The 14,905-nt window shown below is 57.8% G+C and carries 11 protein-coding genes and 1 pseudogene; 5 read left to right on the top strand and 7 right to left on the bottom strand.

The annotated features are described in order from the left end of the window. The 3 genes and pseudogenes from AMM33_RS13060 to AMM33_RS13050 all read left to right on the top strand — a co-directional run. Positions 1-448 (top strand): integrase core domain-containing protein (locus tag AMM33_RS13060; protein WP_228768121.1); only part of this gene is annotated, 448 nt, incomplete at its 5' end. A gap of 5 nt (positions 449-453) precedes the next feature. Beyond that, positions 454-858, top strand: a pseudogene (locus tag AMM33_RS13055) (integrase core domain-containing protein); the annotation flags it as partial. Between the two features lie 665 nt (positions 859-1,523). Then, positions 1,524-2,528 carry a hypothetical protein gene (locus AMM33_RS13050; protein ID WP_194945446.1) on the top strand — a complete coding sequence of 335 codons (1,005 nt, stop codon included), beginning with the start codon at positions 1,524-1,526 and terminating at the stop codon, positions 2,526-2,528. 33 nt (positions 2,529-2,561) lie between these two features. On the opposite strand, the gene AMM33_RS13045 is transcribed toward AMM33_RS13050, so the two are convergent. Genes AMM33_RS13045 through AMM33_RS13015 form a run of 7 tightly spaced genes read right to left on the bottom strand, consistent with a single transcriptional unit; the run spans position 2,562 to position 10,816 of the window. Continuing rightward, on the bottom strand, positions 2,562-4,031 hold the full coding sequence (locus tag AMM33_RS13045; RefSeq protein WP_090141760.1) for an NAD-dependent succinate-semialdehyde dehydrogenase: 1,470 nt from the start codon (positions 4,029-4,031) through the stop codon (positions 2,562-2,564). Positions 4,032-4,089: 58 nt separating this feature from the next. Continuing rightward, positions 4,090-5,388 (bottom strand): 4-aminobutyrate--2-oxoglutarate transaminase, encoded by a 1,299-nt coding sequence (gabT, locus tag AMM33_RS13040; protein ID WP_090141755.1) that lies wholly within the window; start codon positions 5,386-5,388, stop codon positions 4,090-4,092. Between the two features lie 25 nt (positions 5,389-5,413). Next, positions 5,414-6,859: a gamma-aminobutyraldehyde dehydrogenase gene (locus tag AMM33_RS13035; RefSeq protein ID WP_090141754.1), complete on the bottom strand. Its 1,446-nt coding sequence runs from the start codon at positions 6,857-6,859 to the stop codon at positions 5,414-5,416. Between the two features lie 37 nt (positions 6,860-6,896). Beyond that, the gene (locus AMM33_RS13030; RefSeq protein WP_090141753.1) at positions 6,897-7,691 is read right to left on the bottom strand and encodes an ABC transporter permease; all 795 of its coding nucleotides are present in this window, start codon (positions 7,689-7,691) and stop codon (positions 6,897-6,899) included. Then, entirely contained in the window at positions 7,681-8,586 is a 906-nt protein-coding gene (locus tag AMM33_RS13025; RefSeq protein WP_228768120.1) for an ABC transporter permease, read from the bottom strand. Before AMM33_RS13025 ends, AMM33_RS13030 begins: the two co-directional genes overlap by 11 nt. A 34-nt stretch (positions 8,587-8,620) precedes the next feature. Next, positions 8,621-9,646 carry an ABC transporter ATP-binding protein gene (locus AMM33_RS13020; protein ID WP_090141751.1) on the bottom strand — a complete coding sequence of 342 codons (1,026 nt, stop codon included), beginning with the start codon at positions 9,644-9,646 and terminating at the stop codon, positions 8,621-8,623. A gap of 21 nt (positions 9,647-9,667) precedes the next feature. Further along, the gene (locus AMM33_RS13015; RefSeq protein WP_090141750.1) at positions 9,668-10,816 is read right to left on the bottom strand and encodes an ABC transporter substrate-binding protein; all 1,149 of its coding nucleotides are present in this window, start codon (positions 10,814-10,816) and stop codon (positions 9,668-9,670) included. 204 nt (positions 10,817-11,020) lie between these two features. Here AMM33_RS13015 and AMM33_RS13010 point away from each other — a divergent pair, with 204 nt between their 5' ends. Next, on the top strand, positions 11,021-11,953 hold the full coding sequence (locus AMM33_RS13010) for a LysR family transcriptional regulator (protein ID WP_090141749.1): 933 nt from the start codon (positions 11,021-11,023) through the stop codon (positions 11,951-11,953). 253 nt (positions 11,954-12,206) lie between these two features. Continuing rightward, positions 12,207-14,858 (top strand): alanine--tRNA ligase, encoded by a 2,652-nt coding sequence (gene alaS / locus AMM33_RS13005; RefSeq protein WP_090141748.1) that lies wholly within the window; start codon positions 12,207-12,209, stop codon positions 14,856-14,858. Positions 14,859-14,905 lie beyond the last annotated feature (47 nt).

Below are 14,905 nucleotides of genomic sequence, written 5' to 3'. Positions count from 1 at the left end.
GGGTGGCTCTATGCGCTGCAACCCGGTGGCCAGTTTGTTGGCGGACCTTGACATAGCCAAGRGCCACAGCCGTCCCTACACCWCGGATGMCAACCCCTACTCGGAATCCCAATTCAAGACCATGAAATACCGACCCGACTTCCCAGAGCGCTTTGGCAGCATTGAGGACGCCAGATTGCATTGCCAGACATTCTTTGCCTGGTACAACGGGCAGCACTGCCACTCAGGAATTGGCCATATGACACCCCACAGCGTGCACTACGGGCTAGCGCAGGCAATGAGGGAGATCAGGCAAGCAACGCTGAATGCGGCATTCGATGCCACACCCAACCGATTCAAGGGGGTCCGCCCTTGCCTAAAACCCATGCCCACAGCGGCCTGGATCAACTCACCGCCAGCGCAAAGGAAGCCGTCTGAAACAGAACAACCCTGCACCGTAAATTTATGAAGCAAGGTGTAGCAAAGTCATTGACACGTTCCGGAGTCAGCGACGACAACGCATTCTCCGAAGCACTGTTTCGCACGGCCAAATACCGCCCAGAGTTTCCTGTGCAGGGCTTTGAGTCGCTAGAACAAGCGCGCATCTGGGCCGCTGAGTTCGTGCATTGGTACAACGTCGATCACCGCCACAGCGGTATTCGCTACGTCAGCCCAGAGCAACGCCACAGCGGCCAAGATCAGGCCATCCTGGCCGCTCGCCATGAGGTGTACACCAAAGCGAAGGCTCGTCATCCGGCACGCTGGTCAGGTGCCACGCGAGACTGGTCTCTGATTGACTCGGTCACCCTCAACCCTGAACGTGACGAGGTGGTCAAGCTGGCCATTTCTGACCAACATACTCAGCTCAAAGCTGCATGACTCAGGCGACAACTACCTTGACACGCGCCGCGTACTCTGAGCACGAGTCAGGAGGGTCCCACCTATTTGCCGATGACCGTGTTGTCAGCGTGTCCCCACCAAGCAGGGAAACATCCGGTCATACACCGTTTTGGTCAGAGCCTATCAGTCGATTTGGCTCTTCATTGCTTTACGACATTTATCAGTGGTTCACGTGAGTTGACCCTTTGACCCAGCCTAGCGCCTCAACCGGATTTCGACTTCCAGTATCACGCAACCCTCTCGCGAGAGTTGTGTACCCATAAGGGTGGCTACATTGTTAGTGCGCTCAGCACGAGATCGTTACCAATCTCGCACCGCACCTAGGCTTACCAGTGGCTGAACACTGGGTCGCTCTTCCACCTTGCGATGGCGCGACAACTTAGAGCACGGCTTGTGAGCCGCGTTTCAGACATCCACCTTACTCAGATGAGAGCAAGTTGAATGATTACTGCCCTAAAGCAGATTTCTGGACAAAGTCTTTCATTTCGGAATTACCGTCCGGCCGGGAACGCGACGACCAACAGGTCGCACGCTTGGGAAGCAAGAGTCCTACCTTTGAACGACACCCGCGCCCCATAAATTCTAATCGCTTTAGCCACGTTAACCTCGCGATCGTCGAAACGACGCAAAGATAAAATGAGCCAATGCATCGGACTATTTTTACCAGCAAAGCCCTCAATGTGCAGCCTTGGTTTTTGATTTTGCTGGCCTGTTATGCGGTTTTGGAGTTGTCCTTCAACCACCGTTTGCTGGAGTTGGCGGGTGATTTGCAAATGACGACCACAGCGGTGCAATTGCATGACATCGAAATCTGGGGCCGTATCGTTTCTGGTTTGGGCTTGGCCTTGTTGCTGATGCGTTGGCTGGACAGATTTGTCAAGTCCAGGCTCGCACTGCTGGTGCTCAGTTGCGCATTGGGTTTGGTCAGCATGTGGCATCTTCAAAAGACGCTGGTCGACACCATTGTGTCCAGCGCTGACCAACAAGACATGATGATGAGTTTGAAGTCGCAGCTCAGTACGCAGGATGCACTCAATGGGCGCATTCTTTTACGGGGCGAGATCCTGTTGAACAGCCCCGCCCCGGCCGACATTCGTCCGGTGATGAGTGCCATATGGGCCTCTTCCTTGGCCGGTTTGTCGCCCGACGATTTAGATTCAAGTTCTGGCGCAGCGCAATTGTTGAGTGGCTTTTTCTCGCCCCAATTCACGTCGCAGCAGTTGTCAGCGGCTTATCGCAAAACGGTGATGACGCCGGTGGTGCTGGGCGCTTCGCTGCTGTTTGGCTTGCTCAATTTATGTCAGTTTTTTGCGGGTCTAGTCGCCTTGGTGCTGATGGTTGCCCGACAAGAGGAGATGCTCGAGCGCTGCAAGTTTTGGCTGCTTCCCTCATTGACCGTGTTGTGCATGGTTTTGAGTTGGTGGCCTGGCAACGTCTGGACGGCATCCCCTGCTTATAGGCTTGTGGCTAGCCCAGCGCTGTGGGCTGACAAGCCTTATTTGGCACCCTTTGTCGAGTGGAGTGTCAGGGCCGAGCCGGCTTGGGCGGATTCGGTGGCTTGGGTCCACAGCGCCTTGCTGCAAGATTTTGAATTCAAGTCACCCACTCGTTTTTTAACAGTCACTGACTCTGCGTCAACTTCGCCATGAGCAATGCCCTGGCATTGAAATTTGGCCAACGGATCACTTCAGGATATCGCCCACGCAGAGGTATTTGATCTCCACATAGTCGTCCATGCCGTGGTGCGAGCCTTCGCGGCCCAGGCCCGACTGCTTGACGCCACCAAAAGGCACATGCTCGGTGGCCAAGATGCCTACGTTGATGCCGACCATGCCGTACTCCAGTGCTTCGCTCACGCGGAAGATGCGGCCGACATCGCGGCTGTAGAAGTAGCTGGCCAGGCCGAATTCGGTGTTGTTGGCCGCGTCAATCGCTTCTTGCTCGGTCGTGAACTTGAAGATGGGCGCAAAGGGGCCAAAGGTTTCTTCCTTGGCGCAGACCATGTCGGCGCGGGCGTCGGCGATCACGGTGGGTTCGAAGAATTGTCCGTCCAGGCGCTTGCCGCCTGTCAGCACGCGCCCGCCCTTGGCGATGGCGTCTTTCACATGGCGCTCCACCTTGTCGAGGGCCGAGGGCTCGATCAGCGGGCCTTGGTTCACGCCGTCAGCAAAGCCGTTGCCCACTTTGGCGGTTTTGACCTTCGCGGCGAACTTGGTGGCGAACTCTTCGTACACCGACTCCTGCACGTAAAAGCGGTTGGAGCACACGCAGGTCTGGCCCGCGTTGCGGTATTTGCTGGCAAAAGCGCCTTCGACGGCGCTGTCGATGTCAGCGTCTTCAAAGACGATGAAGGGCGCGTTACCGCCGAGCTCCAGCGACATCTTCTTGACGGTGGGGGCTGACTGCGCCATCAGGATGCGGCCCACTTCGGTGGAGCCGGTGAAGCTGATGTGGCGCACCACATCAGAGGCGCACAACACCATGCCAATGGCGATGCTTTGCGGGCCGTCGGCGGTGATGATGTTGAGCACCCCGGCCGGGATGCCGGCGCGAATGGCCAACTCGGCAGCGGCCAAGGCTGTCAAGGGTGTTTGCTCGGCGGGTTTGATGACCACGGGGCAACCGGCAGCCAGTGCCGGGGCCACTTTGCGGGTGATCATGGCCAGCGGGAAGTTCCAGGGCGTGATGGCCGCGCACACACCGATGGGCTGCTTGAGCACCAACAGGCGGCGGTTGTTGTCGAACTGGGGCAGGGTTTCGCCGTTCACGCGTTTGGCTTCTTCGGCAAACCACTCCACAAAACTCGCGCCATAGGCCACTTCGCCACGCGACTCGGCAATGGGCTTGCCGTTTTCTGCGGTCATGAGCCGGGCCAGGTCTTCGGTGTTGGCGATCAGCAAGTCAAACCATTTGCGCAAAATGATGCTGCGCTCTTTGGCGGTTTTGGTTTTCCAGGGGCCCCAGGCGGCGTTGGCGGCGCTGATGGCGGCTTCGGCCTCGGCCGCACCCAGGTTGGCCACGCTGGCCAAATGCCCGCCCGTGGCCGGGTCGGTCACGTCAAAGCGCTGGCTGCCACCGACCCATTGCCCATTGATCAGGGCGTCGGTCTTGAGCAAAGTCGGGTCGTTCAGCAGGGCGAGGGGGCTGTTCATGGTGGCTTCCAATAGTCAATGTTTAAAGCTGGCTCTGAATCGTAAAAGATTATAAATATCAAGATTCCACCACAGCGGCAAAGGCGTTTTCCAGTATGTCCAAGCCCTCATCTACGATGGCGTCACTGGCGGTCAGTGGAACCAGAATGCGCACGACGTTGCCATACGTACCGCATGACAGGAGTATGAGGCCCAATTTCGTCGCTTGGGCGCAAAGACGCTTGGTCAGCTCAGGGTCGGGTTGGTTCGCGTCTTTATTTTTGCAAATCTCTATGGCAACCATGGCACCCAGCCCACGCACATCGGCAATCGCCATTTGTTTGGCAGCCAGTTCTTGCAAGCGGCTGGTGATGCGGGCGCCCAAAGCTTGACTGCGTTCCAACAGTTTTTCTTTTTCAAAGACCTGCAACACTGCCAGAGCTGCCGCACATCCCAGTGGACTGCCTGCGTATGTGCCCCCCAGCCCCCCCGGACCCGGTGCATCCATGACTTCGGCGCGCCCTACAACGGCAGAAATAGGAAATCCGCCAGCCATGGACTTCGCCATGGTGATGAGGTCTGGCGCTACGCCACTTTGTTCAATGGCGAACCATGTGCCCGTCCGACCGGCGCCTGTCTGAATTTCATCAGCGATCAACAAAATGCCATGTTGATTGCATAAAGCACGCAGGCGTTGAAGAAAATCCTGCGGCGCGACGTTGAATCCACCTTCGCCCTGCACGGGCTCCACAATGATGGCGGCGACTCGGCTCGCTTCAATGTCGTTTTTGAAAATGGTTTCGACCGAGGCCATCGCTTCATCCACGCTCACACCATGTAATGCATTGGGAAACTTTGCATGAAATATCTCTCCTGGAAAGGGGCCAAAGCCTGTCTTGTAGGGAGCCACTTTGCCGGTCAACCCCAGGGTGAACAACGTGCGACCGTGGTAGCCACTGGTGAACGCAATGACCCCGGATCGCTGGGTGTAAGCGCGGGCGATTTTGATGGCGTTTTCCACAGCCTCTGCACCCGTGCTCAGGAAAAAAGTTTTCTTGTCGAAGTCTCCCGGTGCCAGAGCATTGATGCGTTCGGCCAGCTCAACGTAGGGCTCATAGGCAAGCACCTGGAAGCAAGTGTGGGTGTATTGGTCCATCTGTTTTTGGACTGCGGCCATGATGTCCGGGTGGCGGTGTCCGGTATTGAGTACCGCTATGCCGCCTGCAAAGTCGATGTAGCGCCGGCCCTCAACATCCCATACCTCGGCGTTGACGCCCTTGGAGATGAAAACTTCGTGGCTCTGCCCAACACCGCGGGGAATGGCATTGCGGCGGCGGGTCATGAGGGAGGCGTTGGATACGCTTAGGTTTGTTGTCATGGTCAATTTCTTCAAAAATGGCGAATCAGAGGGCGTGTTTGACCATGATGTGGCGAGCACAGCTGTAATCTTCCAGTGCGTAAACGGACATGTCTTTGCCGTAGCCTGAGTGTTTGACCCCGCCATGCGGCATTTCAGAGACCAGCATGAAGTGGGTGTTGACCCAGGTGCAACCGTACTGCAGGCGCGAGGCGATCTTCATGGCCACGCCCATATCTTGAGTCCACACCGAGCTGGCCAGGCCGTATTCAGAATCGTTGGCAAAGCTGATGGCTTGTTCTGCATCCTTGATGCGTGTCACCGACACCACCGGGCCAAAGACCTCGCTGCGCACGATCTCATCGTCTTGAAGGGCGCCGGCCACAACCGTGGGCTTGTAGAAAAATCCCTTGCTGTTGCTGGTGCTCCCGCCAGCGGTGATTTCAACGTGTGGGAGCTGACTGGCCCGGTCAACAAAACTGGCCACGCGGTCACGTTGGCGAGCCGAAATGAGCGGTCCCATTTCCACGCCGGGTTCCTGTTGGGTCCCCACCTTGATGGAGGACACGGCACTGCTCAGATCGGCCACCAAGCGTTCGTAAATTTTCTCGCCTGCGTAGATGCGACACGCGGCGGTGCAGTCCTGCCCCGCGTTGTAATAACCGAAGGTGCGAACGCCTTCGACCACACTGGCAATGTCCGCATCGTCCAAAACGATCACGGGGGCCTTGCCACCCAGCTCGAGGTGGGTGCGCTTGATGCCTCGTGCCGCGGCTTCGATGATTTTGCTGCCCGTAGACACGTCGCCGGTGAGCGATGCCATCCGGATGCGGGGATCCCGGATCAAGGGGGCACCCACAGAATCGCCCCTGCCGCAAACGATGTTGACCACGCCGGGTGGCAGTATGTTTGCCAGCAACTCACCAAAGCGCAGTGTGGTGAGCGGCGTCATTTCAGAGGGTTTGAGCACGACCGTGTTGCCCATGGCGATGGCGGGTCCGAGCTTCCAAGCGGCCATCATCAATGGGTAATTCCATGGGGCAATCGAGGCAACAACGCCCAAGGGGTCGCGTCGAATCATGCTGGTGTGGCCCGGCAAGTATTCCCCGGCCAGCGCGCCCATCATGTTGCGTATGGCGCCGGCAAAAAATCGGTAGACATCCGCAATGGCCGGTATCTCGTCGTTGCGTGCAGCGCTGAGGGGTTTGCCGCAGTTCAGGGATTCCAACGATGCCAATTCGTCGCCGTGGGCTTCAATGGTGTCAGCGATGGTTAGCAGGTAGGCGCTTCGGTCTTTGGGACTCAGCGCTGACCAAGCAGGAAAGGCCGCTTGCGCTGCATCCACGGCCTGACGCAATTGGTCGGCACTGGCTTCTCGGACCTCGCAGAGCACGTCGCCTGTTGAGGGGTTGAGGATGGGCTCGGCTCGGCCTTCACCGTTGACGGTGGTGCCGTTGATCAGCAATTGGGTGGGGAAGCGTTGTATGGCCATGGTAGTGAGGTGTTAAAGATGTGGGGGAATGGCGAATTCATCGGTCACTGGCGTTGACGTCACCCTCTTGGGACAGACGCCAAGCCAGCACGATCAGGGGCATGGTGAGCAGCATGACGATCAAGGCAACCACGTTGGTGATGGCCGTGTCCCGAGGCCGCCCCAATTGGTTGAGCAGCCAGATCGGCAAGGTTTGATCGGCTCCGGCCGTGAAGGTGGTCACGATGAGCTCGTCCACGGACAGTGCAAAGGCCAAAATGCCGCCCGCGAGAAGCGCGGTTTTTAACTGCGGAAAAATCACGTAGCGCAAGGTGGTGAGGGTGTCAGCACCCAGGTCCATGGACGCCTCCCACAGACGATTGGGAAGGCGGCGCAAGCGAGCGACCACGTTGTTGTGAACGATCACCACGCAAAACGTGGCGTGACCGATGGCAATGGTCCAAAAGCCCGGCGTCAAGTCCATCAGCTTGAAGGCCGACAAGAGCGCAATGCCGGTGACGATGCCGGGCAGGGCAATCGGCATGATCAAGAGGGTGGTGAATGCATTTTTCCCGAAGAAACGATCGCGGTTCAATGCGGCGGCACTCAAGGTGCCCAGCACGACGGCGATGAGTGTGGCCACCGTGGCCACAGAAAGCGACAGGCCGATGGCGTCTCGGATGTCGGTGCGTTCCATGACTTGTGCGAACCAGCGCAGCGAAAAGTTATCGAGCGACCATGCTTGACCCGTCGTGTTGTCGAAGAATGCACTGAGCGCAATGAACAGCAACGGCAGGTGCAAGAATGCCAGTGCGCCATAGGCGGCCAAGCGAAGGAAGAATTTAGAGCGCATTGAAAGCCCCCAGTCGGCGTGCCAGCGCCAAGTACAAAGTGATCAGCACGATGGGCACACACGTGAAAGCCGCAGCCAGGGGAATGTTGCCGATCGTGCCTTGCAGGGTGTAGACCATGTTGCCGATGTACAGGCCAGAAGGCCCTATCAATTGCGGGATGATGTAGTCACCCAAGGTGAGCGAAAACGTGAAAATCGAACCCGCCACCACACCCGGAAAAGCCAGTGGCCACAGCACCGTGGTGAATGTTTTGAAGGGGCGAGCGCCCAAGTCCGCCGAAGCCAGAAGCAAGTTGGCAGGCACCCGCTCGATGGCGGCTTGAATGGGCAAAACCATGAAGGGCAGCCAAATGTAGGTGAACACCAAAAATCGACCCAGGTTGGAGGTGGCCAAGGTGTCCCCGCCAATCACCGGGAGTTGCAAAATGCCCTCCAGCACCGGCAGCAGGCCGAGTTGGCGCAGTAGCCCATAAATCACGCCACCCTGGGCCAACAAGAGTGTCCAAGCGTAGGCTTTGACGATGTAGCTGGCCCACATGGGTAGCATCACACCTACAAAAAACAGAGCTTTCTCGCCCCGCCCGGCGTGGTGTGCCATGTAGTAAGCCATCGGAAACCCAATGAGCACACAGGCCAGGGTCACGGCCACGGCCATCAGCACCGTGCGAATCACGATGTCGTAATTGGCGGGGTTGAGCAAACTCGTGAAGTTGTCGCTGGTGAGTTCGGTCGTGACCGACATGGCCATTTCGTCGAAGGTGAACACACTTTGGCTCAGCAGCGTCAGCAAAGAGCCCACATAAACCACGCCAAACCACAGCAGAGGCGGCAAGAGGATTAAAAAAAGCGTGAGTGAGCGTCTTGGGTAGAGCACATTGGATAGGCGTCGGCTCAACGTGGGCGCTTTGGGCGCGTATGAAACGGCGACATCAGGCATCGAGCATCACCATGTCTTGAGCTGACCATTGCAGCGTGATTCGCTGGCCTGCATGGGTCGATGAGGCCATGGCGTTGGCCATTTCACTTTCGGGCTGCAAAGCGATCAGCGTCTGGTTCGCGACCCGAACTTCCAGGCGTTGTGACGCCCCCAGAAACTGGATCGACAACAGCTCTCCCTCCACTTGAAAACAACCGTTTGCAGCGGCAGTGCCAGCGGGGATCACCGCCATTTTTTCTTGTCGAACGGCAAATGCCTGGCGATGGCCATTCAGGCTGTACGCGAGCTCTTCGCCGATCACGTTGGCGCTGCCCACAAAGTCCGCCACAAAACGGGTTTTCGGTCGGTGGTACAGGTCGCGTGGTGAGGCGATTTGTTCGATCTGCCCCTTGTTGAAAACCGCGATGCGGTCCGACATGGACAAGGCCTCACTTTGGTCATGGGTCACGTACACAAAGGTGATGCCGAGTTTGCGGTGCAAGGCCTTGAGCTCCACTTGCATTTGCTCGCGCAATTTCAAATCCAGTGCACCCAGCGGCTCGTCGAGCAGCAAGATCCGGGGCCGATTGACCAAGGCACGGGCCAGCGCAACCCGCTGGCGCTGTCCGCCAGAGAGTTGGGCCGGTGTCCGTGCGCCATGGTCGGGCAATGCCACCATGGCCAAGGCCTCACGCGCCTGAGCCAAGCGCTGGGCCTTGGGCACCTTGCGCACCATCAATCCATACGCAACGTTGTCCAGCACGTTCATGTGTGGGAACAAAGCGTAGTCTTGAAAGACCGTGTTCACATCCCGGTCATAAGGTGCCGTGCCCGCCGCTTCTCGCCCCATCAGACGCAAGTGTCCGCTGCTGGGCTGTTCAAAGCCCGCCATGAGCCGCAGCGAAGTCGTTTTGCCGGACCCCGAAGGGCCCAGCATGGAGAAAAACTCCCCCTCCCTGACGCTGAAGCTGACGCGGTCTAGTGCTTTGACCTCGCCGTATTGACGACAAACTTGCTCAAACTCGATAGCGACTGGCATAAACACCTTGTGATGGATTGATCAACGACCGCCCATGATGGCGATGTAGTCCAGTGCCCAACGGGAGTAAGGCACGCAGGTTCCTTGCGTTGTGCATTTGGATTCGGGTGTTTTCCAGAACTTGATCTTGTTCAGGTCGTCAAAGCCATTGACTTTGCAAAAGTCGCTGCCCCCCGGTGCCTTGGCCTTGCATGCGCCAGGCGTGACTGGCACGGTGCCAAACCATTCGGCCAATGGCGCTTGCAGCTTGTCGCTGAGCTGGTGCTCCATCCATTTGTAGGCGCAGTTCACGTTTTTGGCCTTGCTGTGCAGCATGGTGGTATCGGCCCAGCCTGTGGCGCCTTCCTTGGGGATCACGGAGGCGATGGGTTTTTTCTCGCCTTTCAGGCTATTGACCATGAAACCCCAAGAACCGGAGGCAACCACACCTTCGTTTTTGAAGTCGTTCATTTGTACCGTGGCGTCATGCCAGTAACGGTGGGTCAGCTTTTTTTGTGCCCGCAGCAACTCCAAGACTGCAGCGTATTGTTTTTCATTGAGTTCGTAGGGGTCTTTGATACCCAGTGATGGGTTTTTGCTCATCAAATAGAGCGCGGCATCGGCGATGTAGATGGGGCCATCAAATGCTTGGACCCGCCCCTTGTTGGATTTGCCGTCGGGCAGGTTTTGTTCTTCAAAGACCACAGACCATGAGGTGGGTGCAGTTTTAAAGGTGTCGGTGTTGTACATCAACACATTGGGGCCGGATTGGTAAGGGACACCGTAATGTTTGCCATCTCGGGTGTGCCATGCCGCTTTTTGCAGGCGTGGGTCGATATTCTTGTAGCTGGGCACCAGGCCAATATTGACTTCTTGGACCAAGTTGGCGGCGATCAGGCGGCCGCTGGCATCGCCCGAAGCGGTGACCAAGTCATAACCTCCGGCCTTCATCAAGGCAACCATTTCGTCAGACGTGGCGGCTGTTTTCACATTGACCTTGCAACCGGACTCGTTTTCAAAACTGGTCGTCCAGTCGTAGGCCTTGACGGTTGCACCGCGTTCGATGTAGCCGGCCCACGCAATGATGTTGAGTTGTCCTTCCCCCTTGCCAATGGCGGTGGGTGGTGCAGCGAAGCTCGCTGCAGAGAAAAGGGCTGACAGAGCGACGATGGCGGTTCGTGCGTGCGACATGGGGACTCTCCAAGGGTTGTAAGGAGTCTGTATCTTAAAAAGGCCAAATGAAGGTTGCCACGGGTACAAGCCAATACAATCTATCGGTAAAACAGATAGCTTGAGCGGTAATCCTTAATAACCAATGGTTTACCCTATATGCGAAGGGGGTCTTGATCAGGGTTTAACCCTATATTTCGCCAAACAGATAGCTTAATTTTCGAAATGAGTACTTCTTTTAAAAGCATTCGTTATTTCATAGCCGTTGCAGAGTCGGGGTCGATTTCAGCTGCTATCCAGGACTTGGGGGTGTCCCAGTCGGTGGTTTCACAGGCCATTGCTCAGATCGAGGCCGATTTGGGTACTTTGTTGTTTGAGCGTCGAGCTCGCGGTATGTCGTTGACCCATGCGGGCCACCAGTTCTTGCGACATGCTCACCAAATCGAAGTCGCCATGCGCAATGCGCGAGATGCCCTGGCTTCGCGTCCCCATGCGGTCACCGGTCACCTCAACATTGGCGTTACCAGCTTGATGGTGGGGTATTACTTGCCGTTTCTGCTCGACCGTTTTCGACGTGTATTTCCTCGCATCACGGTGCAAATCACGGAAGATCGGCGCGATTATCTGGAGCACCTGTTGGTCAGTGGTGAACTGGATGTGGCATTGATTGTGGTTTCACAGCTTCAGAACCACCGAGCACTGGAGACGGAAACCATTCTTCAATCAGGCTGGCGCGTGTGGTGCCCGGTGAACCACAAACTTGCTGGGGAAGAAAAAATTGAGGCGATCGATTTAGTGCGCCAATCTTTGGTGTTGCTGCAAGTCGATGAACTGGGTGATGTGGCTACGGCTCAGTGGAATACTGCTGGTGGAGACCCCAATGTGCTGATTCGTACATCTTCGGTGGAGGCTGTTCGCAGCTTGGTGGCGACGGGGGCGGGTTGTTCGGTGTTGCCCGATATGCTTTACCGGCCGTGGTCACTGGAGGGAGATCGCATTGAGGCTAGGCCCTTGGCCAGACCTCTGCCACCCTTGCATGTGGGTTTGGCGTGGCGAAAAGGCGCCGTCCGACCAGAACCATTGAGCCATTTTCTGACCGCCGTTCGTCCAACTTTGGAGGGGACGGTGGCCGGTCATGGCATTCAAGGCGTGCGGTAATTCACCAAGGAGCACACCAACATGGGTGTGAGGGGCCGCTGACAGGGGGCCTCCACCGCCACAAGGCGTGCGTTGCGGGTGATTTTGGCAATAGCCGATTGTGCCTTGTCCGGATTCACAAAAGATGTCTCAGCAAGTGTCATGACGATCGGGCACCTTGTCAGCTTGGGCGTAAGGGGCTTGAATGAAGTCACCCCCCCCCAATCCTATAATCGACGATCGCATATTTGTAAATCACCCCTGCTGGTATTCCATGAGTCAAGCCCTTTTTTCCGTCGCCGACATCCGCAAGACCTTTTTGGACTTTTTTGAGTCCAAAGGGCACACCGTGGTGGCATCCAGCCCCCTGGTGCCGGGCAATGACCCGACCCTGATGTTCACCAACTCGGGCATGGTCCAGTTCAAGGACGTGTTTTTGGGCTCGGACAAGCGCAGTTATGTGCGTGCCGCCTCTGTGCAGGCCTGCCTGCGTGCCGGTGGCAAACACAACGACCTGGAAAACGTGGGCTACACCGCCCGCCACCACACATTCTTCGAGATGCTGGGCAACTGGTCGTTTGGCGACTATTTCAAGCGCGAATCGCTGGAGTGGGCATGGGAGCTGCTGACCCAGGTCTACAAACTGCCCGCCGACAAGTTGTATGCCACCGTCTACATGGAAGACGACGAGGCCTATGGCATCTGGGAAGGCATTTTTGTCAAAGCCGGCTGGACGCCTGAGCGCATCCAGGCTGAAACCCGCATCATCCGCATTGGCGACAACAAGGGGGGCCGCTACAAGTCAGACAACTTCTGGATGATGGCCGACACCGGCCCGTGCGGCCCTTGCTCCGAAATCTTCTACGACCACGGCCCGCACATTCCCGGCGGCCCACCCGGCAGCCCCGATGAAGACGGCGACCGCTTCATCGAAATCTGGAACAACGTGTTCATGCAGTTCAACATGCACGAAGACGGCTCGGTCACGCCGCTGCCTGCGCCTTGCGTGGACACGGGCATGGGCCTGGAGCGCCTGGCGGCCATCTTGCAGCACGTTCACAGCAACTACGAAATCGACATTTTTGACGCGCTGATCAAGGCCGCATCGCGCGAGACCGGCTGCACCGACCTGAACAACAAGTCGCTGCGCGTGATCGCCGACCACATCCGCGCCACCGCGTTCTTGGTGAGCGACGGCGTCGTGCCGAGCAACGAAGGCCGTGGCTATGTGCAGCGCCGCATCGTGCGCCGTGCGATTCGCCACGGTTATTTGCTGGGTCAGAAGACCCCGTTCTTCCACAAGCTGGTGCCCGACTTGGTCCAGCTCATGGGCGCGGCTTACCCCAACATGGCCGATCAGGCCGATCGCATTGCAGACATCTTGCGTGTGGAAGAAGAGCGTTTCTTTGAGACCCTGCAAAGCGGCATGCAAATTCTGGACGCGGCCCTCGAAGGCGGCGTGAAGGTCTTGCCCGGCGAAGTGGCTTTCAAGTTGCACGACACCTATGGCTTCCCGCTCGACCTGTCGGCCGACGTGTGCCGCGAACGTGGCTTGTCTGTGGACGAAGCGGGTTTCGCCGCCGCCATGGAAAAGCAAAAATCCCAAGCCCGTGCGGCGGGCAAGTTCAAGATGGACAAGGCACTCGACTATTCGGGCGAGGGCAACGACTTTGTGGGCTACGACGACCTGACGGCCAACGCCAAAGTGTTGGCCTTGTATGCCGACGGCAACGCCGTGACCGAGCTCAAAGCTGGCCAGGCTGGCGTGGTGGTTCTGGACACGACCCCGTTTTATGCCGAATCCGGCGGTCAGGTGGGCGACCAAGGCATGATCCACAACGCGGGCGGCCAGTTCAACGTGGCCGACACGCTCAAGATCAAAGCCGATGTGTTTGGCCACCATGGCGAAATCAAGTCCGGCAGACTGAAGGTCGGCGACGCGGTGCAGGCGCATGTGGACCTGGCTGTGCGCGCCGCCACCGTGCGCAACCATTCCGCCACCCACTTGATGCACAAAGCCCTGCGCGAAGTGCTGGGCAGCCATGTGCAGCAAAAGGGCAGTTTGGTCAACGCCGAGCGCACCCGTTTTGACTTTGCGCACAATGCGCCCGTGACCGACGCCGAGATCCGCGAGATCGAAGCGCGTGTGAACGCTGAAATTTTGGCGAACGCCGCTGCTCAAGCGCGTGTGATGGACATCGAAAGCGCCCAGAAGACTGGCGCGATGATGCTGTTTGGTGAGAAGTACGGCGAGACCGTGCGTGTTTTGGACATTGGCTCCAGCCGCGAGTTGTGCGGCGGCACCCACGTCAAAGCCACGGGCGACATTGGCCTGTTCAAGATCGTGGGCGAGGGCGGCGTGGCCGCTGGCGTGCGCCGCGTCGAAGCCGTGACCGGGGTGAATGCGCTGGCTTATTTGCAGTCGCTCGAAGACACCGTGACCCAAGCTGCTGGCACGCTCAAGGCCCAGCCTGCGGAGCTGAACAACCGCATTGCGCAGGTACTCGATCAGGTCAAGGCCCTGGAAAAAGAACTGGCTGCCGCCAAAGGCAAGCTGGCTTCGGCCCAAGGCGACGAGCTGATGACGCAAGCCATTGACGTCAAGGGCATCAAGCTCTTGGTGGCCCAACTGGAAGGTGCGGATGCCAAAACCTTGCGCGACACCATGGACAAGCTCAAGGACAAGATGAAAACCGCCGTGATCGTGCTCACGGCTGTGGACGGTGAGAAGGTGCAGATTGCTGCGGGCGTGACCGCCGACACCACAGGCAAAGTCAAGGCGGGCGAGTTGGCCAGCTTTGTGGCGGGCCAAGTGGGCGGCAAGGGCGGCGGCAAGCCCGACATGGCCATGGCCGGTGGCACCAACCCTGCAGGCTTGCCCGCTGCGATGGCCAGTGTGCAGGCTTGGGTGACCGAGCGGGTTTGAGTCTTTGGCGGTGCTCAACATCTGTCGAGGCGCGATTTTGATGACTT

The organism is Limnohabitans sp. DM1 (assembly GCF_001269385.1).
Lineage (GTDB): Bacteria > Pseudomonadota > Gammaproteobacteria > Burkholderiales > Burkholderiaceae_C > Limnohabitans_A.
This window is presented reverse-complemented; position numbering and strand designations above follow the sequence as displayed.

Excerpts from the sequence above, each read along its gene's own strand:
- AMM33_RS13050 (WP_194945446.1), top strand. The coding sequence starts at position 1,524 with ATGCATCGGACTATTTTTACCAGCAAAGCCCTCAATGTGCAGCCTTGG.
- AMM33_RS13045 (WP_090141760.1), bottom strand. The coding sequence starts at position 4,031 with ATGAACAGCCCCCTCGCCCTGCTGAACGACCCGACTTTGCTCAAGACC.
- gabT (WP_090141755.1), bottom strand. The coding sequence starts at position 5,388 with ATGACAACAAACCTAAGCGTATCCAACGCCTCCCTCATGACCCGCCGC.
- AMM33_RS13035 (WP_090141754.1), bottom strand. The coding sequence starts at position 6,859 with ATGGCCATACAACGCTTCCCCACCCAATTGCTGATCAACGGCACCACC.
- AMM33_RS13030 (WP_090141753.1), bottom strand. The coding sequence starts at position 7,691 with ATGCGCTCTAAATTCTTCCTTCGCTTGGCCGCCTATGGCGCACTGGCA.
- AMM33_RS13020 (WP_090141751.1), bottom strand. The coding sequence starts at position 9,646 with ATGCCAGTCGCTATCGAGTTTGAGCAAGTTTGTCGTCAATACGGCGAG.
- AMM33_RS13015 (WP_090141750.1), bottom strand. The coding sequence starts at position 10,816 with ATGTCGCACGCACGAACCGCCATCGTCGCTCTGTCAGCCCTTTTCTCT.
- AMM33_RS13010 (WP_090141749.1), top strand. The coding sequence starts at position 11,021 with ATGAGTACTTCTTTTAAAAGCATTCGTTATTTCATAGCCGTTGCAGAG.
- alaS (WP_090141748.1), top strand. The coding sequence starts at position 12,207 with ATGAGTCAAGCCCTTTTTTCCGTCGCCGACATCCGCAAGACCTTTTTG.